This window comes from Natronococcus sp. A-GB1 (assembly GCF_029688845.1).
Classification (GTDB): Archaea; Halobacteriota; Halobacteria; order Halobacteriales; family Natrialbaceae; genus Natronococcus.
Genome location: NZ_JARUKW010000017.1, coordinates 12,380 through 37,704 on the forward strand (window position 1 = coordinate 12,380; position 25,325 = coordinate 37,704).

Consider the following 25,325-nt stretch of genomic DNA (forward strand, 5'->3'; position numbering starts at 1 on the left):
TCAGCGCACCCGCTCGAGGGCGTCCTCGACCGCGCCGATCACGCGCTCGGCGTCGCTCGAGTCGTCGATCCGAATGTCGGTTCTGACGGTCGGTGCCTCGAGGGTCGTCGCGTCGTCCTCGTCGAGCACGAACGCGTCGGCGAAGGGGTAGGCCTCGGCCAGCCCCGCGGTGCCGGGCTCGTAGCCCACGGCGTCCATCAGCTCCGCGGCGGGCCCCGAGAACGCCTCGTCGCCGAGGAACGGGGAGACGGCGACGACCGTCGTCTCCGCGAGCGCGTCGGCGATCCCCGGTACCGCGAGCATCGGGCCGATGCTGGTGACGGGGTTGGAGGGGCCGAGGACAACGGGGTCGGACAGCGCCTCGAGCACGCCGGGAGCGGGCTCGGCGCTCTCGGCGCCGCGGAACTCCACCGTCTCGACGGTCGGCTCGCCACGCTCGGCGACCCAGTACTCCTGGAAGTGTATTTGGCTGTCAGGGGTGTGAACGATGCTCGCGACGGGGTCGTCGCTCATCGGCAGGAGGTCGAACTCCAGATCGAACGCGTCGGCGAGCGTTTCGGTCGCCTCGCTCAGCGAGTGTCCCTGATCGAGGAGGCTCGTTCGCGTGATGTGGACCGCGCGATCGCGGTCGCCGATCGTCATAAACTCGGCGACTCCCGAGAACCGCCGCCAGTTCGCGAGCTCGCGGCCCGCGGTCTGTCGGTCGTCGGCGAGGTACTGCGGCCCCGTCGGCAGTCCCGCGGCGTCGGCGAGCGCCATCAGTTCGGCGTTCGTCTCGTGGCTGTCGTTTTCGATCCCCCACCACGTCTCGCGATCGAGGACGTCCCCGCCCTGGAAGAGGACGGTGTCGACGTCCGGCGAGACGAACAGTCCCCCGAGCTCGACGTCGTCGCCGGTGTTGGCGACGACGGTCGCCTCCGACGGCGAGAACGCGGCCTCGAGGCCGTCGAGCAGCTTCGGCGTCCCGGTCCCCCCGGAGAGAAACGTGACCATACGCGGGAGTCTCGAGCGAGGGCGCCTAATGCGTTGCGACCCCGCCGTGGTCAGAGGCGTACAGGTGCCATCAAACACCTCACAGATTCCTGCTGCGAGAACGGTAAGTACAGGCCAAGCGGGTAAATTCCCGCTCTTTGTAGATCGAACCCAATTCGTGCTGCATTCGCGCTGGGAGCTCAGCAGACACCGATCTAGCTGTCCGATTCTTCGCAGAAACGAGGCGACTGACGCAGAACGTGACTCGCTCCCGCTTCTCTCGGAGTACGTCCCCGTTCACCGGCTGCAGATTTTTCACTCGGTGACTCTATGCGAGTAGCCCACAAAGATCATATGGGTGACACGGTCCATGGAAGAAGCCACCACAGAGGGTGAACAGGGTCCTGAGGGCGTTTCAAGTAACGGTTATACACCCGCTCACGGCGTCGCCGTTTTCGAGGTGAACACGCATGAGTGATCAGGAATCCAGATCGAGTGGGTGGGAAGTAGATGACGATGCCGCCGAATTGTATGAAGAGTACTTCGTGCCGATCATCTTTGCGCCGTGGGGAGAACGACTCGTCGACCAGGGCGATCTGCAAGCGGGAGAACAGGTGCTCGACGTCGGCACTGGGACTGGCATCGTGGCACGACTCGCCGCCGCTCACGTAGGCGACAGCGGAGCTGTCGTCGGGGTCGACATCGACGAGGGAATGCTCGGGGTAGCGGAGGAACTAACCGCAGACCTCGGACCGACGATCGAGTGGCGACAGGAGGATGCAGCCGACCTCCCGTTCTCGGACGAACGGTTCGATGCCGTCTTCTGTCAGCAGGCGTTGCAGCTTATCGACGATCCCGTCGCCGCACTCCGAGAGATGCGTCGCGTCCTTTCACCGGATGGAATCGTCGTCATCAGTGTCTGGCGGTCGCTGGAGTACAGCCCCGGGTACGTCGTGTTGGCCGACGCGCTGGATCGGCACTTGGAGGAGGGAGCCGGAGAGATGATGCGGTCCCCGTTCGACACATGGGGCACAGCAGAACTTCGTACGCTCGTCCGAGAAGCAGAGTTCGACGAGGTGACGATCACCATCGGAATCGGGTCGGAACGCTTCCCTTCGATCGAAGAATTCGTTCGGCGGGAGGTCGTCATTACCCCGCTGGCGACCCGTTTCGAATCCAGCGATCGGGCGATTCGAACGGACCTCATCCAAGCCGTCAAGGATGGGTTGCGGGAGTACGCGGACGACGAAGGACTCGTGTTCCCCCACGAGTTGTACGTGGTTACCGCTCGCCGTTGAGCTACCCACCAGTTCACGAGTGGGATTCAGCGTGGACTCCCGTTTTGGCCAAATCGTCGGCAGGAGAGTAACCCCATTCATGTTCACCGTCCCGCTGTCCGCTCACGGGCGCTGTGCGCCCGTTCGCGGGGCTCGCGGGACCGAAGGTCCCGCGCTATTCAAGCGCACGCCCAAGGTTGCGCCTCCGTCGTCCCCAGTTAGGTTACGGCGCTACATTCAGCGACGTCGGATACTTCTATCCAGTTACTGTCACGAGCGGCGTTACTATCAAAGAGTCATCCACCGTTGCGCTGGGGGCCATCACCCGAGACCAGAACGTGCGCCACCAATCGAGAGGTGAACACTATTATCGGTTCACCTGTAGGCTAAGGTATGGCATCACCATACGTTCTCCTGAAATCTGCCCTCTTCACAGTCTTCGTTCCGGGTCTCGTCGCCTGGGTGATCCCGCAGTGGTTAGCGCGACGGGAGAGTCCCGAGTTGCCGATCAATCGCCGTCTCTCGAAGCGAGCCGGGTGGCTATCGCTCATCACAGGGGTGGGGCTCTACCTCCACACGGTGTGGCGGTTCGCCGACGAAGGTGGGGGGACGCCCGCCCCGTGGGACGAACCGAATGAACTCGTGGGTGGTGGAGTGTACGCGTACAGCCGCAATCCGATGTACCTCGGCGTGATTCTGATCGTCCTTGGACAGGCGCTCCTGTATCGGTCGGCACACGTCCTCTGGTGGGCCGTCGGCTGTTGGCTCGGGTTCCACCACCGGGTCGTTGACTGGGAAGAGCCCCACCTCCGGAAGAAACACGGCGAAGCGTACGAGCAATACTGCGACGACGTTCCCCGGTGGGTGCCGAGAATTCGGCCGTAGGAAACGTGAAGGAGGAGAATCGGTCGGAAAGCGCTTGCATACAGGGACGTTTCTGTCAAACCATCGGATAGCTGGTCACTATGATTGTGGTCATATTCAGCCACCTCGAACGCCAACGGTCAGTTTCACGCAGCTCCGCGACAATGGAAGGGTAGACCGGTCGCACCACGTTAATCCGACGTCGCAGTTTGTGAAACGGTCTCCGAATCCATCCCCTGTTGTTCCATCTCCCACTCAAAGTAGTCGCGGAGCCCTTCCTCAAGAGGCCGGTGGGCGATTCCCAACTCCTCGGTCGCCTTGCTATTATCCGCCGGCCATCGCCCTCCGGCGAAAAACCGTAGGCCCTCGGCTTCGAATCCCTCCGGCGGCGTGACCACCTTTTCCACGACGCTCATCACCTTTCCCAACGCCCCGAATACCTTCGGGGAGACGACGCGGGGGGTCGGGACACCCGTAATCTCTTCGGCACACTCGTATACGTCGACGGCGTCTCGAGGCTCGCCCGCAATAATGTACGTCTCCCCGGATTCCCCATGGTCCATCGCCCGGAGGTGGCCGTCGGCGATATCCCCGACATGATCCCAAGGTGCGTAGTGGCCGCGCGGGATCATCGGGAGATCGCCCTTCAGGTAGTCTTGGAACGCAGCTCTAATCGACCCATGCGATTTGTCCCCGGGACCGTAGACGATGCCCGGTTGCACGATGACGAGCGGGAGACCATCATCAGCCATCGGTTTTGCGACTTCGTAGTGAGCCTCCCATTTCGTCCACAAATACACAGCATCGTCCGGACACTCCGGCTCGACCGTTTCATCGATCCGGTCCCAATCCCTGAGCGGGTAGACACCGAGCGTGCTGGTGTACACGCCTTTCGGAATTTCGAGTTCCTTCATCAACTCGAGCATATTGCGAGTCCCCGCGACGTTGATCCGCTCGGCCGTCTGTTTCTCTCGGGGCCCGGGGCCCATGTAGAACCATGCGGCGATATGGAACACGCCGTCGACGCCGGTCATCGGTTCACGCATACTCTCCTTGTCTGTGATATCACCCTCGACAACCCTCACCTTCTCCGGTAAGTGGCTCGCGTTCGAGCGCGAACGCGTCAACGCGATAACATCGTGCCCGTCGTCGACTAATTGCCCCACCACATGAGTTCCGATAAGGCCAGTCGCTCCTGTGACGAAGTACTCCATTTTGCCTCACTATGTGATACAGGCCGATAGCGTCACCTCCTGAAGAACCTACACAGTGTGAACGGAAACCGATCGATGCAAGAGATGCGCGCTCTATTCAGCACGGTTCTCTGAACATATATATTAGGTGATGGAAACAATCGCGTTAGGTGAACACTATGCAATCAGCAGAGGATGAACGTTCTACCCGGATTTCGTTAGAAGAAGCCTGCTGCATACAGAGAACGTATTCGTGTCTTGTCGTTTTCTAATTCACCATCATTGAAGCAAACGAAGGTGGACAGCACCAGTCGGTCTATGGTTCAATGAGGCCGAGCTGTTGCATCACCCCGAGATAGTCAGCCTGCCCGTACTCTTCGGTGATTTTGCCGTCTTGGACAGTGAATACGGTTGTACCGGCATACTGTGCCTCCGCGCCGGAAGCCTCCGGGAGGCTGCCTAGTGGAAGCTCCCAAGAGCGGCCGGTGTGCGTTCCACCTCCCTCCCACAGGGCGACCACGCGGTCACCCTCGGCGATCAGCTCGTCGGTAAGCTCGAACCCCCCTTCCGGGAAGCGCTCCTTGTATCCACTAATGCGTTTCTTGACTTCTTCACGTCCTTGCACTTCACCCACCAGCGGGTAGTACCACCGGATGTCAGCTGCGGCGAGTTCGTCGACGATGTCGGGGTTCAGCTTGCCCCAGTACTCGGACCACCAGCGTGAGACGATCTTTTTGTTCGTTTGATGTCTCGAGGATTCTGCCATAGACTGGATCTCCCTCATTCCTTTTTGTGATCTGCCAACATAGGGTCATCTGCTGAAAAACCTGCAGCCCGTGAACAGGAGGGACGTAATTCGAGAGAAGACGTGAGCGATACGTGCCTCGAGTTCAGCAGCCCCCGAACAAACCTCCTAACTCCTGTCGGAAACGACATGGCCGATTTAGAGAAAGAGTGCTGCACGACGGCTCCGTTTGTTTTACGGCGAAAGCTGTGTCCCTCGCTCACTGCACGTGCGAACGGAACGATAGCGACTCCAAAATGCAGTGTTTTATGAATGTTAAATGCTGGTGGATATGACACTGCTATGTGGTATGTTACCGTGTGAGGTGCTGCTACCGATTGTCCAATCGGTGGTGGTAGAGAGTGAGATGGCATGGACAACGAGATCACGGCAACAGACGGGATAGTACGCCGAACAGTGCTGAGAGCAAGCGCGGCAGTGGCGGGGGCGCTCGCCCTGAGCGGAACAACGGTCGCCGACGAAGACGACGAGGAGGTTGATGAACCCGAGGGCTTCGACGTCGAGATCGTCTCGGACCATGCTCCGTTCGCCGACGACGTGGCGTCTACCTTCGAGGTCACCTACGATGACGCCGAGGACCCCTCTTCGTCGAACTGGATGACGCATCGTCCGTGCTTTTCGGCGAGGTAACGTAGGAGGAAGGGGCGCGCTCGGGCTGGCACCGCCATCCCGGAATGTCCGTCATCAGTATGGTTGAGGGCGAGATCGAGCACACGATGGAAGACGACTGCGTTTCCCGGACCTACTCGGCGGGCGACGCATGGGTCGATCCCGGCCACGTCCACACGGCGAACAGCGAGGACGGAGCGTTCGCCTACATCATGTTCCTCGGCATTCCCGAGGGAGAGCCGGCGACGGAGTGGGTCGAGCCGCGCGAATGCTGACGGCCCACCCATTACCGTTCTTATACCCAATAGAAGCACCAGCGCTAGGTTCGTGTGTACTGACCGGCTGACTCATCGAAATCGACAGCGTTGCTACCGGTTCCAGGCCGCCTCGTCGGGGTCGACCAGCCGCTCGCCGCGCTCGAGGTCGGCGATACGCTCGAGTTCGTCGTCGGTCAGCTCGAGCTCGAGGGCGGAATAGTTCTCCCGGATGTGGTCGCCGGTTCCCTTCGGGATCGGGACGACCCCTTCCCGCCCGTAGTGCCAGGCCAGCGCAACCTGGATGGGCGTCGCGTCGTGGGCGTCGGCGATCTCCTGCAGTTCGTCGATCTCGTTCACCTCGGCCTTCGCGATGGGACAGTACGCGACCGTCGTCACGTCCCGCTCGCGCGCGAAAGAGACGATGTCGTCCTGCTGGAGCCGCGGATGGAGTTCGACCTGGTTGGCGAGGACGGGCGCCTCGAGGATCTCGATCGCCTCCTCGAGCAGCTCGGTCGTGAAGTTGCTGACGCCGACGTGGTCGGTCCAGCCGCGGTCGCGAACCTCGTCGAACGCCGGCAGCGTCTCCTCGGGGTCGTACGCGCTCGTCGGCCAGTGGACGTACAGCAGGTCGACCGACTCGACGCCCAATCGCTCGAGGCTCTCCTCGGCCGTCTCGAGCACGTCCTCGCGGGCGAGGTTCGAGGGGTGGACCTTCGTCGCCAGAAACACCTCGTCGCGGTCGACGTCGCTCTCCTCGAGCGCCCGCCCGACAGCGGCCTCGTTGTCGTACATCTGTGCCGTATCGATGTGGCGATAGCCGGCCTCGAGTGCGGTCAAAACGGCTTCGGTGCAGGACTCGCCCTCGTGGCCCGAGGTGCCCAGGCCGGGCTGTGGGATCTCCGTCGGTGGCATGGGGAGTGCTACGCCGACACGTCACTCGGGGGTGCGGAAAGCGGCAAGGCGTGACTGTCCGACGGCGACGTCGCGCTCGAGCTACGGAGCCGAACCGCGACTCAGGGCACTTTGATGTAGCCGTACCCCTCCGCCTGGAGTTTCGCGATCTCGCCGACAGAGGCGGGAACGATCGTCGCTGCCTCGAGCAGTTCCGACTCGTCGATCCCGAACCCCTCGAGGGAGTTCGCACAGCCTTTGAACGTGACGCCGTCGTCGGCGAGCGAGCTGATCCGCTCGGCGTGGTCGGTCTCGTCTGCGACGTAGATCGTGATCGCCGGCCCGTTTACGACGAACTCGACCGCGTCGGTGTCGGTCGTCTCGTCAGCCAGCAGGTTCTCCAGGTTGGTCAGCGCCCGGTCGTGGTCCCCCTCGTCGCCGCTGGTCAGGTGGAGGATCGTCCTGATAGGTGGCTCCTCGTCGTCCGTGGCGGGTTCCTCGGACTCGTCCGGAGTCTGCTCTCCGTCGCTCTCCGTCTCGGTCGGCTCGGCGTCGTCTTCGTCGTCTCCGCCCGCGCGTCCGACCGCGTAGCCGCCGGCCGTTCCGACCGCGACCACCGATCCGGTTCCCGCGAGGTAGCGTCGTCGGTTCACACTCGAGGATACTCGCGAGGTGATAAAAACATTGCAGCCGAGAGTCACTCGAAGAGACACGTACGGAGGACCGCTCGAGAACGCTACCGGTCGACGAACCAGTCGGCGAAGCTCCCCTCGAGCAGCGTCTCGGACTGGTTCTCGACGTAGCGCTGTTGCATCGATTCGATCGCCGCCTCGAGGTCGGCGCCGTCGTCGACGGCCTCCCGGACCCGGTCGTGTTTCCAGCGGGCGGGGGTCATCTTCTGGCGAACCCGCCGACGGAGCGGGTAGAGGTACTTCGCGGCCTCCTCCTCGGTGAGCCCGCGGTTCGTGAGCCCGTCCTCGGCGTGGGCCAACAGGTCCTCGTAGAGCTCGAGCCGGTCGGTGGTTTCCCGTCCGTCGTTGGTGATCCAGGTCAGTTCGGCGTCGAACCCCTCGCGCATCGCGGCGTAAAAGTTCTCGCGGGCGACCTCCCAGTCGAGTTCGACGATCGGATGCTCGAGGCGAGTCAGGCTCTCGAGCAGGCCGGCGAAGGCCGCGAGGAAGGCGATCGAATCTCTGACTGTGGGCTGGGCGGCGACGGGGCGGAACTCGATGCGGGCGTTGGCGGCCGAGCGGGTCGGCCCGCCGAACACCGGGCGGACCCACCGCCAGTAGGTGCCGTGCTTGCGCCGGAAGTGCGAGAAGCTGTCGTCGAAGCGCTCGCCGTCGTCGACGGGCATCGGGACGATGGTGTCGTCAGCGGCGATTCGATCGATCGCCTCGTCGACGCTCCCGAGATCCTTCGGGAACCGAACCTTCCCCTCGCCCGTCGAGGGGTCGTTGAGCACCGTCTCGAAGACGCTGATCCGGTGTTCCATCCAGGCATCTTCGAGGACGTCCTCGGCCGACGCCGACTCGTCGTACAGATCCGGCGGGAAGAAGGGCGAGTTGACGCCGAGCGCGAGCAGCGGGCCGGCGACGCGAAGCGCGTAGTTGAAGTACAGCGGCAGGTCGGGCGCGTGGGCGACCTGGTAGTGGGGCTGGATCGAGGTGATCAGGCTCTCGGGCATGACGGTGTCGGCCTGCAGGGAGACGTGGGGCGCCTCGATGCGCATTCCCGCGGTGTCGGCCCCGCTCGTGTTCGCCATCGCGTGGTAGCGTCCCGAGTCGCTCATGTTCGTCGCGACGCGGATCGTCCGTTCGGTCCCGTCCTCGGCCGTGATCGTCTGCTCGATGCTGTCGGTGAGGTAGGTCGCCGCGTCCTCGCCCTCTGGCGGGATCGTCCACAGCGAGTCGCTCACCAGTCGCATCCCCTCGGATCGGGTCACCCGCAGCGCGGTCTGGAGCCGGGCCTTGATTTCGGACTCCTGGGCGACCAGCCCGTACGTGCTCAGCGGCTGGGGGCTGGTCGTCATCTCGGCGTTGTGCAAGCCGAGCTCCTTCTCGAAGCCGATCAGCTCGAGCAGCCGTCGCGGCACTCGGCGAAGCGTGCAGTCGTCGGATTTGGCGGCGTAGAACTCGTACTCGAAGCCGACGATCGCCTGCGGGTTGTCAAAGACACCCTCCTCGACGGCCTCCTTGATCACCTCGGCGTCGGCCTCGGCCCGGTCGCGAAACTCGTCGGCGTCGACGGACAGCACGTCCGCGACCCGCCCCGCGAGCTCCGCCTCTCCTGATGACATACACCCCTGTCCGAGCCCGACTGTCTTGAAAGCACGCTCTCGAGGATCGCCCCGTCTCCGAACGGTTTTACACCCGCCGACGGCTACACGCTACCGATGGAGTTCGCCACGTTCGCCGACCGAGCCGCCGCGATCGAAGCCGAGTCCGCGGACCTCGAGATCGTCGCCCGCGTCGCGACCCTGCTCGAGGACGCGGCCGACGGCGACGGCTCGCGGACCGTCGAGATTGTCGCCCGCTACGTCCAGGGACGGATCTTCCCGGCCTGGACCTCGAGAACGCTCGATATCGGACCCAGCGCCTGCGACGAGGCGATCGCTCGCGCAGCCGGGACGAACGTCTCCCCCGACGACGTCGAGGATCGGCTCGCCGAGGTCGGCGAGATCGGCGACGTAGCGGCGAGCTACGACTTCGGCGGCCAGCGGGGGCTGGGCGCCTTCGGGAACGGCGGTAGCGGCGACGACACAAACGGTGGCAGTGACCTCACGGTCCTGGAAGTCGACGAGACCCTGCGCGACCTCGCGGCCGCGGAGGGGTCGGGCAGCCAGGACCGAAAGGTCGACCTGCTGTTCGGTCTGTTCAACCGGTGCTCGAGCGACGAGGCTCGGTACCTCGCCCGCCTCGTGCTCTCGGAGATGCGCATCGGCGTCGGCGAGGGAACGGTCAGGGACGCGATCGGTGAGGCGTTCGACGTCCCCGTCGAGGACGTCGAGCGCGCGCTGCAGGTCTCGAACGACTACGGCGAGGTCGCTCGCGTCGCCCTCGAGGATGGCTCCGAGGGCCTCGAGGCGATGACCCTCGAGGTCGGCCGCCCGGTCCAGGCGATGCTCGCCCAGGCTGGCACCGTCACGGAGGCGCTCGAGGATTGGGACGAAGCCGGCGTCGAATGGAAGTACGACGGTGCTAGGGTGCAACTGCACCACGATCCGGCCGGCGTGGCGGTCGACGACGCGGACGCGACTTCCCCGAACGGACCGGTGGGCGAAACGCGGGCCTTCTCGAGGAACATGGAGGATGTCACCGACGCCCTCCCCGAGGTCGTCGAGTTCGCCGACGACCACCTCGAGGAGCCGGTCATTCTCGACGGCGAGGTCGTCGCCATCGACGACGACGGCACCCCGCTGCCGTTCCAGGAGGTACTCAAGCGCTTCCGGCGCAAACACGACGTCGCGAAAGCTCGCGAGGACGTCTCCGTTCGGTCCGTCTTCTTCGACTGTCTCCACGCCGACGGCGAGGATCTGCTCGAGGAGCCCCTGACGACCCGCCACGACCGCCTCGAGGCCGTCCTCCGCGAGGAGCCCGGCCAAGAGCCCGACGAGGTCGAGGGGCTCTCACTGCTGTGGCACACCGACGACCCCGACGAGATCGAACGGATCGATACCGACGCGCTCGAGGCGGGTCACGAGGGGATCATGCTCAAGAACCTCGAGTCGACGTACTCGCCGGGGCGTCGCGGGAAGCACTGGCGCAAGCGGAAACCCGACGTCGAAACGCTGGATTGTGTCGTCACGGGCGCGGAGTGGGGCGAGGGACGGCGGGCGACGTTCCTGGGCACGTTCGAGCTGTCGGTGCGAGACGGTGACGCGCTCGAGACGGTCGGAAAGGTCGCGACCGGGATCACCGACGAGAAGCTCGCGGAGCTGACCGAACTGCTCGAGCCCCATATCGCGAGCGAGGACGGCCAGACGGTCGAGCTCGAGCCCGCGGTCGTCTTCGAGGTCGGCTACGAGGAGATCCAGACCTCGCCGACGTACTCGTCGGGCTACGCCCTGCGATTCCCGCGGTTCGTCGGCGTGCGCTCGGACAAAGATCCCGGCGACGCAGACAGCGTGGGACGGCTCGAGCGGCTTCGCGATCGGTAAGCGGGAGATGGCTCGGTTCAGAAGGACGGATTTGCGAGAAGCGACTTATCCGAAGTTCTCGATCAGCGCCTCGTCGGAATCGCCGCCCGCGTCGTCGATCGTCTCGGCGACGAAGGTAACGAAGTCGTGGAAACCGAAGGCGTAGAGCTGTCCCTCCTCGAGGTGGGCTTCGATCGCCTCGCGCAGGCGCTCCTCGTCGTCCTCGTCGACGAAGACGACCGCCGCGCCGGCGTCCTCGAGGGCCTCGAGGCGGTCGACGTGGGCCGGTTCGTCGTCCTGATAGACCACGACGGCATCGTGGCCCGCGTCGTGGGCGGCCTCGGCGATCGAGACCGCGGGACCGACGCCGGGGCCGCCCGCGACGGCGACGATATCTCGGTCCTGTTCGTAGGTGATCTCGCCGAAGGGCCCCTCGACGTGGACGACCGCGCCGGGCTCGAGGTCGGCGAGCCACGGCGAGAGGTCGCCGTCGGGGTCGACGCCGACGGTGAGTTCGAACGTGTCCTCGACCGAGGCCGACGAGAGCGTGTAGTGACGCGCGACGACGTCGTCCTCGTCGTGGTCCGCCTGCTGGTCGTCGGCTCCCGGCACGGCCCGGAGCAACACGAACTGCCCCGGGAGCGCGTCGAACCCGTCGGGAGTCTCGAGTTCGAGCGCGACGGTTTCGGGGCCGACCTCGCGTACGGCGTCGACGGCGACTGGCGTCCCGTTCATATCTCACCAGTTCGGGAGGAGCGTGAAAAGCAGTTCCGTTCAGGCCGAAACGAGCGGAGGCGACTCACTGATATACTCACGCCCGAGTAAGCCTCCGTGGGGGCTTTCAGAAGCCTTTTCATTTACTGGGAGCAAGGTTCTTCATAACATGGCAGCGGACCTCAACTGGGCGATCGGAGGCGAGGCTGGCGACGGCATCGACTCCACGGGTAAAATCTTCGCTCAAGCGCTCTCGCGTGCCGGGCGACACGTATTCACCTCGAAGGACTTCGCGTCTCGGATCCGTGGCGGCTACACGGCCTACAAGATCCGAACGTCCGTCGACGAGGTCCAGAGCGTCGTCGACCGACTCGACATCCTCGTCGCGCTTACACAGCGAACGATCGACGAGAATCTGGACGAACTCCACGACGGCAGCGCGATCATCTACGACGGCGAACGATCCTGGGACGCCGAAATTCCCGAGGAGATGAGGGGGATCGACGTCCCGCTGAAGTCGCTGGCCGAGGACGCCGGCGGCGCGATCATGCGCAACATCGTCGCGCTCGGCGCCGCCTGCGAGATCACCGGCTTCGACGTCGAGTACTTAGACGAGTCCCTCGAGAAGCGCTTCGGCGGCAAGGGGACCCAGATCGTCGAGAACAACAAGGAGGCGGCCCGCCTGGGCCAGGAGTACGTCCAGGACAACTACGACGTCGATGACCTCGGCTACGACATGGAGACGACCGACGAGGACTACGTCCTGCTCAACGGCAACGAGGCGATCGGCATGGGTGCGATCGCCGCGGGCTGCCGGTTCTACGCGGGGTATCCGATCACGCCCGCGACCTCGATCATGGAGTACCTGACGGGCCGACTCGAGGAGTATGGCGGTCACGTCGTTCAGGCCGAAGACGAGCTCTCCGCGATCAACATGACGCTCGGCGCCGCCCGAGCGGGTGCGCGATCGATGACTGCGACCTCCGGCGCCGGAATCGACCTGATGACCGAGACGTTCGGCCTGGTCGCGACCAGCGAGACGCCGATGGTCATCTGCGACGTCATGCGATCGGGTCCCTCGACGGGGATGCCGACCAAACAGGAGCAGGGCGATCTGAACATGGCCCTATACGGCGGCCACGGCGAGATTCCGCGCTTCGTCGTCGCGCCCACCTCGATCACGGAGTGTTTCTGGAAGACCGTCGAGGCGTTCAACCTCGCCGAGAAGTACAACACGCCCGTGTTCCTCGTCTCCGACCTGGCGATGTCGGTCACCGAACAGACGTTCCCGCCCGAGGCGTTCGACATGGACGCCGTCGAGATCGACCGCGGCAAGCTCGTCGACGACGAGGAGGTCCAGGAGTGGCTCGACAGCCAGGGCCGCTTCCGTGCCCACGCCGCGACCGAGGACGGCGTCAGCCCGCGATCGATCCCCGGCACGACCGACGGCGCCCACATGAGCACGGGGCTCGAGCACGACGAACTCGGGCGCCGAACCGAGGAAACCGAGGTTCGCGTTCAGCAGGTCGACAAGCGAAACCGAAAGGTCGAGACCGCGAAGAACGAGGAGGAGTGGGACTACCGCGAGTTCGGGAACGAGGACGCGGAGAATCTCGTCATCTCCTGGGGGTCGAACGAGGGTGCGCTGGTCGAAGCCCTCGAGTACCTCGAGGACGAAGACGTCGACGTCCGCGTCATCTCGGTGCCGTACATCTTCCCGCGACCCGACCTCGAAGACGAGATCGAGGCCGCCGAGGAGACGATCGTCGTCGAGTGTAACGCGACGGGACAGTTCGCGGACGTGATCGAACACGACGCCCTCACCCGCGTGAAACGCATCAACAAGTACACCGGCGTCCGATTCAAGGCGGACGAGCTGGCTGAAGAGATTACGACCAAACTCACCGAGGAGGTGCCCGCACAATGAGCTCCGACGTTAGATTCACAGACTTCAAGTCCGACAAGCAGCCGACCTGGTGTCCCGGATGCGGCGACTTCGGGACGATGAACGGCATGATGAAAGCCCTCGCCGAGACCGGCAACGACCCCGACAACACGTTCGTCGTCGCCGGGATCGGCTGTTCCGGCAAGATCGGGACCTACATGCACAGCTACGCCCTCCACGGCGTCCACGGCCGTGCGCTTCCGGTCGGTCAGGGGGTCAAGATGTCCCGACCCGACATCGAAGTGATGGTCGCCGGCGGGGACGGCGACGGCTACTCGATCGGTGCCGGCCACTTCGTCCACGCCGTCCGCCGGAACGTCGACATGACCTACGTCGTCATGGACAACCGCATCTACGGGCTCACGAAGGGCCAGGCCTCGCCGACCTCGCGGTCGGACTTCGAGACCTCGACGACCCCCGAAGGTCCCAAACAGCCGCCGGTCAACCCGCTCGCGCTCGCGCTGGCCTCCGGCGCCTCCTTTATCGCGCAGTCCTTTGCCTCCGACGCCCTGCGCCACCAGGAGATCGTCCAGAAGGCGATCGAACACGACGGCTTCGGCTTCGTCAACGTCTTCAGCCCCTGCGTGACGTTCAACGACGTCGACACCTACGACTACTTCCGCGACTCGCTGGTGGACCTCCAGGAAGAGGAGGACCACGATCCGAACGATTACGAGGCCGCGAAGGAAGTCATCCTCGACAGCGAGAAGGAGTACCAGGGCGTGATGTACCAGGCCGAGAACTCGGTGCCGTACAACGAACAACACGGCGTCACCGAGGACATGTCCGAGATTCCCGACGGCGCCCCCGAGGATGCGATGGATCTCGTCCGCGAGTTCTACTGACGGCCGCGGTTTCGACGACGATCTTTCGACGACAGCTGCCCCACGAGCGACGTGTCCCGAGCGTTTCGTTGGTGCTCGGGTCGCTGTCGAACTCGAGACATCGACCGATCACCAAATAAACGACAGGGCCCGTGGGACGCTACCCCACGTTCATAGGGGTTGCTGCCGTACTCCCCTTCGATGTACGGGGAAATTCTCGTCGCAACGGACGGCAGCGATATCGCGACGACCGCAGCCGACCGCGGACTTGAGATCGCCGATCGGCTCGAGGCGACCGTTCACGTCGTCTCGGTCGTCGACCGGGCGGACGCCGACGACGAGTCGGCCCACGAACGCCACCGGGAGTACGTCGAGCGCGTCGAACGCGACTGTCACGACCGGGGTCTCACCGTCGAGACGAGCGTTCGCTCCGGTCGGCCCAGCCGGGAGCTGCTCGCGTACGCCGACGAGTACGACGTCGAGCTGATCGTCATGGGTACTCACGGACGAACGGGTCTGGCGCGCTGGCTCATGGGCAGCGTCGCGATCGCGGTCGTTCGCGAGGCGCGGTGTCCGGTGCTCACCGTCAACGCGAACGTCGCGGACCCGCCTCGGAAGATCGACGACGTACTCATCGCGACCGACGGCCGACCGGGAGTGGAGGCGGCCGTCGATCGAGGGCTCGAACTCGCGGCGGCCTACGGCTCGCGCGTCCACGCGCTGTCCGTCGTCAACGACGTGCACTCGCACACGAGCATCGTTCTCGAGGCCCTCGAGGAGGTCGGCGAACGTTCGACGAGCGCGATCGCCGACCGCGCGAGCGAGCGCGGCCTCGAGACCGAGCGCGCGATCGAACGGGGCGTTCCCAATCGGGAGATCGTCGCCTACGCCGACGAGCGCGACGTCGACCTCGTCGTCGTGGGAACGGAGAGTCGCTCGGGACTCGATCGCGTCGTCGCCGGGAGCGTCTCCCAACGGGTGATCGGCACTGCATCGGTTCCGGTGCTGTCGGTCCGGACCATCGACCGATAGCCGATCCCGAAGCGGGATTGGTCTCGACGGTCCCCCTCGAGAGCCTCGCGCTCGTGTTCGTCGTCGAACTGCGTACCGTCCTGGCGCGGTTCCCCTTTCTCTTCGACGAAATTAGCACCACAGGAGGTCGTTCTCTGGAGCGTCTCGTCCGGACCATGGTCTCGGCGTCGGTCTTCGGCCTCCTCGAGGAGGGGCTCACGGCGGAGACACCGCTCGAAATCGACATTTTCGAGTCTTTTGCAGCCGATCAGCGTTGTCCTTCCGTTCGGATTCGGCGTCGCCGACGGAGCGATAATCTCCCTCGTTCTCACGGAGGCGCTGGCGATCGGCGGGGAGTTGCCACGAGGTGGAAAGGCCAAACTGGCAGCCGGTGCCGCCGTCGACGTGCTCGTCATGGTTCGGCTCGCGTTCGTCTGAACCAGCGGGTCTTTCGAAACGACCGAACCGGCAACTCGGCCGTACCCGCCCTGCGCCGACGACACTTCTAGAAGACTTATACCTATCACGGATCCACCTTGTCTCCGTAGACGATAGTTTCCCTAGCCTGATTTTAAACAATTCCTGAATATTTATATTGCTGCAGTTATACTATATCTAAAACGGCCAACAAAATCTGAAATCAAACTGAGCAGACTAAGATCAAAGAAGGATAGCAGCTCGAAATTACCACACACGATCAACGGAAGCGAAAACGCGAAACGATGACACCACAAGTACACAACCGAACCGCCGACGTCGATGGGGACGGGATCGACAGCGCCGCAGAGACGCTCGATCTCGACAGCGATGACGAAGCACAGCATAGCCAGAGCAACCGATCCGGGTTCACGTTCGTTCCCGCGGAGAGTCTCGACGGCCTCGAGTGCCGGATCTCCGAAAAGAGCGAGGGACTCGTCACGGCTTATCTGACCACGGATTCCGGAACAGTTCTCGAGCGACGAACGATCGCGTCGCTCGACCCGGGAGAGACGTTCGCCTTCGACGCTCGACTCGAAGCTAACGCAACCTACTGGATCGTCTGCGACGCTCGCGGACGGAACTTCGTCCGTGGACGAGCCGAGGTCGACTATCCCATCGAGAACGACCTGTTGACGGTCACGAACGGGATATTCAGCGGATCCGGTGCGGAGTCGACCAGCTACCGATACTGTATCGATCGAATCGGACCGGTGCAAAGCGCAGAACGTGAGGGCGCGATCGACCTCGAGAGCGATGACGAGGGACAGTCCTGGGGGTCACTGAACGACCGCTCGGGCGTTCGACTGCGGACGACCGAGCGCGTCGACGGCCTCGAGTGCCGACTCTCGGAGCGGTCGGAAGGGCTCGTTACCGGGTATCTGACAACCGACTCGGGGGACGTCATCGAGCGACAGACGATTGCGGTCCTCGAGGCGGGCGACACCGTGACCTTCGAAACGGAACTCGAGGCCGACGAGACCTACCGGGTCGTCTTCGACGCCCGGGGGCGGAGCTACGTTCGTGGACGGGCCGCAGTCGACTACCCCCTCGAGTCGGGATCGCTTGCGGTCACCGACGGAATCTACGGCAGCGGCCAGCTCTCTGACAGCTACCGCTACTGTATCGACCGGATCGGGCCTGCCGACGCCGGAACGGTTCCGGAGACCAGCTTCGAAAGCGAGACGGAATCGACGGACGAGGACTCGGATACCGACACCCTGGAACTCGGGAGCGACGAGGTGGGCCAGGCCTGGAGCTCGCTCGACGAGCCCTCCGGCGTCCGGTTCCGAGTCGACGAGGCCGTCGACGACGTCACGTGTCGACTGTCCTCGGAGACCGTCGGCGTCACGACGGCGGTCCTGACCGACGGCGACGGCGACGTTCTCGAGGAGCAGTCGGTCGACGACCTCGAGGCGGGCGACACGTTCGCTTTCGACGCCGACCTCGAGGCCGGCGAGACCTACGGGATTCTCCTCGATGCCGACGGCGAGAGCTACGTCCGCGGCCGAACTGCGGCCGACTACCCCCTCGAGAGCGCCGTTATCGAGGCGACCCACGGAATCTACAGCGGCGACTACGAGTCCGAGAGCTACCGCTACTGCGTCGATCGGATCACCGTTTCGATCGCCGATTCCGAACCGAGCGAGCCCGAGGAGTCCGAACCCGAGGAGTCCGATTCGGCGGAGAGTACGATCGATCTCGGCGACGACGAGGAGGCACAGTCTTGGGGATCGCTGGACCAGCCGTCCGGCGTTCGGTTCCGAGCCGACGAGGATCTCTCGAGGGTGACGGGCCAGCTCTCGGCGGAGACCGACGGCGTCACGACGGCGTCCCTCACCGATGACGACGGCGAGACTCTCGAGGAACGATCGATCGCCGACCTCGAAGCCGGTGAGACGTTTTCTTTCGAGACCGATCTCGAGGCGGGCGAGACGTACTGGGTCGTCTGCGACGCCGACGGCGAGAGCTACGCCCGCGGCCGAGCCGCGGCCGACTACCCACTCGAGGACGACCTGCTTTCGGTCACCCACGGGATCTACGGCGGCTATCTCGAGACCGACAGCTACCGCTACTGTCTCGATCAGCTCTCCGTCGAGAGCGCCGGCTCGGGTTCGGGCTCGGGCGGCTACGAGACGGAAACCGAGGAGACCGAACTCGACCTCGGAAACGACGAGGAGGGTCAGTCCTGGAGTACGCTGGACCGTCGCTCCGGCGTTCGGTTCCGGGTCGAGGAGGACCTCTCGACGGTAGCGGGTCGACTCTCGGCGTCGACGGCGACCTCCTCGAGATCACCGACGGGATCTACGGCGGCTACCTCCAGTCCGAGAACTACCGGTACTGTCTCGACCGGATCGTCGTCGAGGGCGGTTCGACGTCGTCCGACGAGGCCGAGAGCGAGCCGACCGAGCCGGAGGTACCCGCACTCGAACTCGGCGACGACGAGGAGGCCCAGTCCTGGGGATCGCTGGATCAGCCGTCCGGCGTCCGCCTGGTCGCGACCGAGAGCGCCGACGCACTCGAGTGTCGGCTCTCGGCGGAGACCGACGGCGTCACGACGGCGTACCTGACCGACGACGGCGGCGACGTCCTCGACGAGCGCTCTATCGCCGCCCTCGAGGCCGGCGACGCGTTCGTGCTCAACGGCGACCTCGAGGCCGGCGAAGCCTACAGAGTCCTCCTCGACGCCGACGGCGAGAGCTACGTCCGGGGCCGAGCCGCGATCGAGTATCCGATCGAGAGCGACTTCCTCGAGGCGACACACGGGATCTACGGCGGCGACTACGAGTCCGATAGCTACCGGTACTGTCTCGAGCGGATCGAACCGACCGAGCCGCAGGAACACGAGCCCGAACCGAAGCCGGAGTCAGCTCCGACGCCGGCGACCAACGGACTCATGGCGGAACTGATGACCCGTCCGGACGACGTGACGACGGTCAACGTCGTCGACGAGTCCTCGATCGACGAGAGCGGTGATCTGGCGGCGGAGATCCTCTCGTACATCGACTCCCGGAACACGGTCAACCACGAGTTCGTGCTGCCGATGGGACGCTACACCTGGAACACCGAGTTCGCGGTCCTGGATCCGGTCGAGTTCCTCGAGATCCGGGGCGAACCGCGGGCGACGCTCGAGGTCCGCAACCACGGCGTCGACATCGCGTTCCTGTTCGGTCGATGGGCGACCGACAACCCGCCGAAACACGTCATCCTCCAAAATCTCGACGTCGATATCGACGACGAGCGGGAGCGAGACGCCGGGCTGATCAGCGCCCACGTCGGTCGCTGTCTGCTCGACAACGTCGAACTCGTCGGCGAGCGCTGGCGACACGGTCCACAGGGCGGGGATCGGTACACCTGTATGATCAACACTCGCGACCCGAACGCGCTCTCGTTGATGCGCAACGTGACGCTTCCCGACGGCGAGGTCACCGACCCGAACGAGCCGTCGGTCGGCCACTCGATCGGCTGCAGCGCCGATCCGCCACACGAGGGGATCAACATCTGGGATCGCTGTTACGTCGAGGACTACGTCGACAACGGACTCTACGTGCGAAACAGCGTCGGTGAGAACTTCGTCGAGCACAGCATGGCGGTCAACTGCGGGAACGGAAACATTCGGATCGGTGCCGCCGACGAGGCTCGGGACTGCAAGATCCTCCTCGACGGCGGCTCGGATCAGACCTACCCCGGAGCCGGCCTCTGGCTCAACGGCGGCGAGGCGATCGCCGAACGGATCGAGATCGACGGCACCGACGCCCAGAACGACATCGTCAGAATCAACAGCGACGCCGACGGCGGCCACATCAAGGGACTCGAGCTGTTCTGCGGCCCCGACGTCGCGGCGCCCGCGATCCGCTGTACGGAGACCAGCAGCACGAACAACCGCGGGCTGACGATCGAGGACTTCGACGTCGAAGACATCACCACCGCCGGCGGCGGCTGCGTTAGCGTTCGGCGCTCCGACGTCACGCTCAGAAACGGCGTGATCGACGCGTCCTACCGGACGGCGCTTACCGGACACGGCAATCCGGACGTCGACGATGTCGATATGAGCTGAGCCGGCCGCGTATTCGACGCTGTAATCGCTTCACTCTCCACCTTCGGACGATCTCTTCTCGGTCGCGACTCGAAAAGGTTGAAGCCGTCACCGCCCGACGGTAACGATAATGTTCGATCCCGATGAACTCGAGGAGATCCGCGAGGATCGAGAGCAGTGGCACGAGGAGGAGGTCGAGCCGGTGCTCGAGCGCTTCGGCGAGCGCAAGGATCGGTTTACGACCGACACTGGCGGCCAGGATGTCGACCGCCTCTACACCCCCGCGGACGTCGACGACCTCGACTACCAGGCCGATCTCGGAAACCCCGGCGAGCCGCCGTACACGCGCGGGGTGTACTCGACCGGGTACAGAGGGCGGCTGTGGACGATGCGCCAGTACGCCGGCTTTTCGACGCCCGAGGACACCAACGAGCGCTACCACTACCTGCTCGATCAGGGCCAGACCGGGCTCTCGATGGCGTTCGACCTGCCGACCCAGATGGGGTACGACTCCGACGACGCGATGGCCGCCGGCGAGGTCGGCAAGGCCGGCGTCGCGATCGACTCGCTGGCGGACATGGAGACCGTCTTCGACGGCATCCCCTTAGACGAGGTTTCGACCTCGATGACGATCAACGCGCCCGCGTCCGTGTTGTTGGCGATGTACATCGCGGTGGGCGACCAGCAGGGCGTCGACCGCGCGGAGCTTCGGGGGACGATTCAGAACGACCTCCTGAAGGAGTACATTGCGCGTAACACCTACATCTACCCGCCAGAGCCGTCGATGCGGATCATCACCGACATCTTCGAGTTCTGTGCCGCAGAGACCCCGAAGTTCAACACGATCTCGATCTCGGGCTATCACATCCGCGAGGCCGGTTCCACGGCGGCCCAGGAGCTCGCCTTCACTCTCGGCAACGGCATTCAGTACGTCGAAGCCGCCATCGAGGCCGGGCTCGACGTCGACGAGTTCGCCCCGCGGCTCTCCTTCTTTTTCAACGGGCACAACAACATCTTCGAGGAGGTCGCGAAGTTCCGGGCCGCACGACGGATGTGGCACGACATCATGGAGGAGCGCTTCGACGCCGACGATCCGAAATCGAAGCAGCTGAAGTTCCACACCCAGACCGCGGGCTCGATGCTCACCGCCCAGCAGATCGAGAACAACGTCGTCCGGGTGGCCTACCAGGCGCTCGCGGCGGTCCTCGGTGGCACTCAGTCGCTGCACACTAACGGGAAGGACGAGGCGCTCGCCCTGCCGACGGAGGAGTCCGTTCGGACCGCGCTGCGCACCCAGCAGATCCTCGCCCACGAGTCCGGCGCGGCCGACACGATCGACCCCCTCGCGGGCAGCTACTACGTCGAGTCGCTGACCGACGAGGTCGAGGACGACGCCTACGAGATCCTCGAGGAGGTCGACGACCGGGGCGGCATGCTCGAGGCCGTCGATCAGCAGTGGGTCCAGCGCCAGATTCAGGATACGGCCTTCGACCGCCAGAAGGAGATCGAGGAGAAAGAGCGCGTCATCGTCGGCGTCAACGAGTTCGAGGTCGACGAGGACCCCGAGATGGACGTCGAGGAGGTCACCGAGGAGGACGAACGACGACAGGTCGACCGACTCGAGTCGGTCCGCGAGGACCGGGACGACGAAGCCGTCGACGCCGCGCTCGAGTCGCTTCGGGACGCTGCACGCGGCGACCAGAACGTCATGCCGCACATCGTCGACGCGGTGAAGGCGTACGCGACGGTCGGCGAGGTCTGTAACGTCCTGCGCGAGGAGTTCGGCGAGTACCAGCCCGGCAGCGCGGTCTAGGGCAAGCCGTACCGCCGAACTTCACCGAACGGCGTCGTCGAATGCTTCCCGTCTCGAGGGCTCGCGGAGACGCCGATCGCCCTCGCTCGAAGCGGCGGAACGACGGGACAGCTCGGGTCCCGCGTTATTCGGGACTCGAGGTCGAACTGTGCTCGGATCCAGCGACGGAGTCACCGGATTCGGGGGGAACCGTGCGGGATTTCGCGCTCTTCTTTGGGGTTATGTGCCACACCTGCGGCGCGTCGACAAACTGCAGGTAAAGCGCGTGGAGCTGGACGAACCAGGCGAACAGGATCCAAAGGTAGGCGTGGAGTAACCCCTCGGCCACGGCCGACGGTTTCCGCGAGAGCGGGATCGCGCAGCGACGCGTACCCGAAGGAGACGGCCCGCGCAGGCAGGAGATACAGCGCGAACAGGAGCGACAACCCGACCGGCAACGCGGGGGCGAGACCGGCGAACCAGAGCAGCATGAACGCCGGGAAAACCACGGACGCCGGCGCGCTCACCGCGGTGAAAAGCAGCCAGCTCAACCCGAGGGTTCGACCGAGTCCGAACCGCTCTCGGGACCGCAGAATCGCTCCGCCGTGGTAACTCGCGACCTGGATCCAGCCCCGCGCCCACCGTATCCGCTGGCGGACCAACGCGCGGAAGCTGGCGGGATTGGATTCTCGTGACACCATTCGCGCGTCGTACCCTACCAGCCACTCGGTCTCCAGGTAGAGCCGGAGCGTGAGATCGATGTCCTCGGTGAGCACCTCCGATCGCCAACCGTCCACCTCCGGCGGTACCTCCCGGCGAAAGATCGCCGAGGAGCCGCCGAAGTGTCCCGCACCGAGGATCTCGTCCATGAACGGGTGATCGACCCACGTGCTGTACCGACGTTCCGCGCTCACGAATCGCGCGAGCGCGTCCGCGTCGGGGTTGGCCGCGGCCTTTCGACCCTGTACCGCTCCCAGCTGCGGATTCTCGCGGAGCATCCGCAACCCTCGAGCCACGAACTCGGCCTCGATCCTCTCGTCGGCGTCGAGGATCAGTCCGTACGGCGTATCGATGGACTTCCACGCGTGCGTGAGGTCGCCAGCCTTCGAACCCGTCGTTCCCTCCACGACGCGAACCCGATCGGGGTACCGGTCCCGGAACTCGCGAGCGATCTCGACGGTTCCGTCGGTCGACTTCGCCGCGGGAACGAGGATAAACTGCATTCCATCAAGCGCCTCGAGGTTGTGTTCCAGGCTCTCCGGTAACACGTCGGCCTCGAAGGCGGCGGTGACCACGACGGTCACGGGTAGGTCCTCCGGGAGCGAAGGAGCGTCCTCGTTCGATCGGGAGTGGCGGTGTGCGTACGCGACCTGGAGGTACTCGATGCCGACTCCGACGGCGAGCAGGAGGAGATACAGACCGAGCATCAGGAAGAACGCCCCCGGGAACGCGAAAAACACTGCGATCACGATCAGGTTCAGCATGACGATTGCGATTCCGGCGTGCTGGAACACCGTCGCGATAACGCCGGTGAGGGGGTCCAGTCGACTGGGCGGTGACGGCGGCGCGACGAGCATTCCGAAGGCCACCACCGCTGCGATGCCCGCGACGATCGACGCCACCTGCGCGAGGCGAGTGGTCGGGACCGCCAACACGACCGCGATGGAGAAGCTCGCCGCGATGACGCCGATGTTGCCTGCGATGAGGGCCGAGAGCAGTATCGCCTCCGAGTGGCGAGGACCGGTGTTCGGCTGTGGCGGAACGACGCTGCTGTCGAGCTGAAACATCCAGAACGCGTGGAGCAAGAGCAGCGAGAATCCGGTCGCGTACAGCAGGAGCGCCGCCCCGGGCCTGAACCCGAGCAGCCCCAACTCCAGTGCGGACCCTGCCACTATCGCGCCGTGGCCGACGGCGAGCATCCGCCATCGCGTGTTGTGAGCGGTATCGGCCGAGTACCGGTCGACGGCGAGCAGGAACACCTGCGCGCTCGTGGCGAGGACGACCACGCGCTCGCTGAGTGGAAGCGAGTACAGACCCAGACCGGTCGTCGCAGCCGCGACGAGTGCCACTCCGCCGACCGCGACGGGAACGATACCGTCCCAGCGTCGATCGACCGTTCGGCGACTCTTCCGCCACGCGGCAGCGAGGACGAACGCGGCGAGCACACCGCTGCCAGCGGTCGCCAGTACTACGCTTCCCAGGTGTTGCCCCAGATCTAGACCCAGACCGACGACGCCGACGAGCGCCGCGACTATCGCAGCGTGCCAGACGAGGACGTACGCTCGGGCTCGCTCCATTATTGGAGTCCGTTTCCGTCCTGGGGGTCACCGATAACAGTGCGTGGACAACCACCGGTAGGCATCTCGACGACACATCGACTCGCGCTCTCGACCGACGACGCGGTCGCAGCAGCGGGTTTCCCCACCACTATCGGTTGAGCGAGGTGTAGGGGCCGACGAGCGCGTCGTTCAGTTCGATATCCGAAATCGAGGCGTACTGATCGACGATCGACCGACCGATCTCGCTGTTTTCGATCTCCGTCTCCGGGAAGACGACGGTGTCCCGTAGCCTCGAGTCCGTGACCGTCGCACCGCCCATCACGTGGACGTTCTCCTCGAGCGTCGAGTCCTCGACGGTTGCGCTCTCGGCGACTACCGACTCGCCCTCAAGCGTCCAGCCGACGGCGTCGAGGTAGCTCTCGGCGGAGCCGATGTCGTACCAGACGTCGTCGAACGAGTAGGTGTACACGGACTGGCGCGCCTGTAACCACTGCACGAACCAACCGATCTCGTCCGGGTTGTTGCCGTGGGTCAGGTACTCGTCGAAGGCGATCGCATCGCGCGGCAGCGCATAGCAGGCGATCGAGACGAGTGTGCTCCCGGGATTTTCCGGCTTCTCCTGAAAGCTCGTCACCCGGCCGTCCGTCACCTCGACGAGCCCGTACGAGCTGGCCTTCTCGAGGTCGCCGACGTCGTAGGTCGCGATCGTCGGTGCCTCGCGCTTCCGAAACGCGTCGACGAACTCGCGCATCGGAAACCCCAGCAGATTATCGCCGGCGACGATCAGCAGGTCGTCGTCGATCCCCTCCCGTTCGACGAGCTGTCCGAGTGCGCCGACAACCCCGAGCTTCTCGAGTTCGCTTTCGGTCTCCTCGACGCTCACGCGCGGTCGTTCGAACTCGCTCGCCGCGAGGAACGTCTCGAACTCCCCGGCGAACCGTCGGTTGACGCTGACGTAGGTCTCGTCGATCCGCTCGTCCACCTCGAGCTGGGACAGGATCCGTCCGATAACCGTCCCCTCGCCCAGCGGCAGGAGCATCTTCGGTCTGTGCCTCGTGATCGGCCACATGCGGGTCGCGTATCCCCCCGCGAGTACGATTGCCTTCACTGGAAACCACCGGTGTTCGAGCCGACACCGAACGCGTCGCTACCGAAATCCTGCGACCGTGAAACCGACGCACCGAGAGTCGCGCTCGTTGGAATGCGGGGTACGGTAACAGTTCCCTTAAACGTTGTATGTA

At 64.6% G+C, this 25,325-nt stretch carries 21 protein-coding genes; 12 read left to right on the top strand and 9 right to left on the bottom strand.

Going from position 1 to position 25,325, the window contains the following annotated elements; translation table 11 throughout:
• A complete protein-coding gene (gene cofD, locus QA600_RS17920) occupies positions 1 to 993 on the bottom strand; it encodes a 2-phospho-L-lactate transferase (protein ID WP_278293295.1) in 993 nt (330 codons plus the stop codon).
• Positions 994 to 1,442: 449 nt separating this feature from the next.
• On the opposite strand from cofD, the gene QA600_RS17925 reads away from it, so the two are divergent.
• Together QA600_RS17925 and QA600_RS17930 are read left to right on the top strand one after the other, a co-directional pair.
• Positions 1,443 to 2,270, top strand: coding sequence for a methyltransferase domain-containing protein (locus QA600_RS17925; RefSeq protein ID WP_278293296.1), 828 nt, complete (start codon positions 1,443 to 1,445; stop codon positions 2,268 to 2,270).
• A gap of 372 nt (positions 2,271 to 2,642) precedes the next feature.
• Positions 2,643 to 3,134, top strand: coding sequence for an isoprenylcysteine carboxylmethyltransferase family protein (locus QA600_RS17930; RefSeq protein ID WP_278293297.1), 492 nt, complete (start codon positions 2,643 to 2,645; stop codon positions 3,132 to 3,134).
• Positions 3,135 to 3,304: 170 nt separating this feature from the next.
• Here QA600_RS17930 and QA600_RS17935 read toward each other — a convergent pair whose 3' ends face one another.
• On the bottom strand, positions 3,305 to 4,327 hold the full coding sequence (locus QA600_RS17935) for an NAD-dependent epimerase/dehydratase family protein (protein ID WP_278293298.1): 1,023 nt from the start codon (positions 4,325 to 4,327) through the stop codon (positions 3,305 to 3,307).
• Between the two features lie 295 nt (positions 4,328 to 4,622).
• On the bottom strand, positions 4,623 to 5,072 hold the full coding sequence (locus QA600_RS17940; RefSeq protein WP_278293299.1) for an ester cyclase: 450 nt from the start codon (positions 5,070 to 5,072) through the stop codon (positions 4,623 to 4,625).
• Between the two features lie 390 nt (positions 5,073 to 5,462).
• Between QA600_RS17940 and QA600_RS17945 the strand changes: the two genes are divergently transcribed.
• Both QA600_RS17945 and QA600_RS17950 read left to right on the top strand, forming a co-directional pair.
• The gene (locus tag QA600_RS17945) at positions 5,463 to 5,741 is read left to right on the top strand and encodes a hypothetical protein (protein WP_278293300.1); all 279 of its coding nucleotides are present in this window, start codon (positions 5,463 to 5,465) and stop codon (positions 5,739 to 5,741) included.
• A gap of 59 nt (positions 5,742 to 5,800) precedes the next feature.
• Entirely contained in the window at positions 5,801 to 5,995 is a 195-nt protein-coding gene (locus QA600_RS17950; RefSeq protein WP_278293301.1) for a hypothetical protein, read from the top strand.
• 93 nt (positions 5,996 to 6,088) lie between these two features.
• Here the strand turns inward: QA600_RS17950 and QA600_RS17955 are convergent, their stop codons facing one another.
• The 3 genes from QA600_RS17955 to QA600_RS17965 all read right to left on the bottom strand — a co-directional run bounded on the left by QA600_RS17955 (position 6,089) and on the right by QA600_RS17965 (position 9,167).
• Complete coding sequence (locus QA600_RS17955) at positions 6,089 to 6,889, bottom strand: aldo/keto reductase (protein ID WP_278293302.1); 801 nt, start codon at positions 6,887 to 6,889, stop codon at positions 6,089 to 6,091.
• Between the two features lie 101 nt (positions 6,890 to 6,990).
• The gene (locus QA600_RS17960) at positions 6,991 to 7,521 is read right to left on the bottom strand and encodes a DsrE family protein (protein ID WP_278293303.1); all 531 of its coding nucleotides are present in this window, start codon (positions 7,519 to 7,521) and stop codon (positions 6,991 to 6,993) included.
• Between the two features lie 83 nt (positions 7,522 to 7,604).
• Positions 7,605 to 9,167, bottom strand: coding sequence for a hypothetical protein (locus QA600_RS17965; protein WP_278293304.1), 1,563 nt, complete (start codon positions 9,165 to 9,167; stop codon positions 7,605 to 7,607).
• Positions 9,168 to 9,263: 96 nt separating this feature from the next.
• Here QA600_RS17965 and ligA point away from each other — a divergent pair, with 96 nt between their 5' ends.
• Positions 9,264 to 11,027 carry an ATP-dependent DNA ligase LigA gene (gene ligA, locus QA600_RS17970; RefSeq protein WP_278293305.1) on the top strand — a complete coding sequence of 588 codons (1,764 nt, stop codon included), beginning with the start codon at positions 9,264 to 9,266 and terminating at the stop codon, positions 11,025 to 11,027.
• Between the two features lie 45 nt (positions 11,028 to 11,072).
• On the opposite strand, the gene QA600_RS17975 is transcribed toward ligA, so the two are convergent.
• Positions 11,073 to 11,741 carry an FAD-dependent oxidoreductase gene (locus QA600_RS17975; protein WP_278293306.1) on the bottom strand — a complete coding sequence of 223 codons (669 nt, stop codon included), beginning with the start codon at positions 11,739 to 11,741 and terminating at the stop codon, positions 11,073 to 11,075.
• A 148-nt stretch (positions 11,742 to 11,889) separates the two neighbouring features.
• Here QA600_RS17975 and QA600_RS17980 point away from each other — a divergent pair, with 148 nt between their 5' ends.
• The 7 genes from QA600_RS17980 to QA600_RS18010 all read left to right on the top strand — a co-directional run bounded on the left by QA600_RS17980 (position 11,890) and on the right by QA600_RS18010 (position 21,826).
• Positions 11,890 to 13,647 carry a 2-oxoacid:acceptor oxidoreductase subunit alpha gene (locus QA600_RS17980; protein ID WP_278293307.1) on the top strand — a complete coding sequence of 586 codons (1,758 nt, stop codon included), beginning with the start codon at positions 11,890 to 11,892 and terminating at the stop codon, positions 13,645 to 13,647.
• Positions 13,644 to 14,510, top strand: a complete 867-nt coding sequence (locus QA600_RS17985) for a 2-oxoacid:ferredoxin oxidoreductase subunit beta (RefSeq protein WP_278293308.1) — start codon at positions 13,644 to 13,646, stop codon at positions 14,508 to 14,510. The genes QA600_RS17980 and QA600_RS17985 overlap by 4 nt, the downstream gene beginning before the upstream one ends.
• Positions 14,511 to 14,690: 180 nt before the next feature.
• Positions 14,691 to 15,521, top strand: coding sequence for a universal stress protein (locus QA600_RS17990; protein ID WP_278293309.1), 831 nt, complete (start codon positions 14,691 to 14,693; stop codon positions 15,519 to 15,521).
• Positions 15,522 to 15,758: 237 nt separating this feature from the next.
• Entirely contained in the window at positions 15,759 to 15,938 is a 180-nt protein-coding gene (locus QA600_RS17995; protein WP_278293310.1) for a hypothetical protein, read from the top strand.
• Between the two features lie 284 nt (positions 15,939 to 16,222).
• Positions 16,223 to 18,547 (top strand): hypothetical protein, encoded by a 2,325-nt coding sequence (locus QA600_RS18000; protein WP_278293311.1) that lies wholly within the window; start codon positions 16,223 to 16,225, stop codon positions 18,545 to 18,547.
• A 65-nt stretch (positions 18,548 to 18,612) separates the two neighbouring features.
• The gene (locus QA600_RS18005) at positions 18,613 to 20,034 is read left to right on the top strand and encodes a hypothetical protein (protein ID WP_278293312.1); all 1,422 of its coding nucleotides are present in this window, start codon (positions 18,613 to 18,615) and stop codon (positions 20,032 to 20,034) included.
• Between the two features lie 109 nt (positions 20,035 to 20,143).
• Complete coding sequence (locus QA600_RS18010; RefSeq protein WP_278293313.1) at positions 20,144 to 21,826, top strand: methylmalonyl-CoA mutase family protein; 1,683 nt, start codon at positions 20,144 to 20,146, stop codon at positions 21,824 to 21,826.
• A 170-nt stretch (positions 21,827 to 21,996) separates the two neighbouring features.
• On the opposite strand, the gene QA600_RS18015 is transcribed toward QA600_RS18010, so the two are convergent.
• Positions 21,997 to 24,102 (bottom strand): glycosyltransferase family 2 protein, encoded by a 2,106-nt coding sequence (locus tag QA600_RS18015; RefSeq protein WP_278293314.1) that lies wholly within the window; start codon positions 24,100 to 24,102, stop codon positions 21,997 to 21,999.
• 130 nt (positions 24,103 to 24,232) lie between these two features.
• Positions 24,233 to 25,192: an NDP-sugar synthase gene (locus QA600_RS18020; RefSeq protein ID WP_278293315.1), complete on the bottom strand. Its 960-nt coding sequence runs from the start codon at positions 25,190 to 25,192 to the stop codon at positions 24,233 to 24,235.
• Positions 25,193 to 25,325 lie beyond the last annotated feature (133 nt).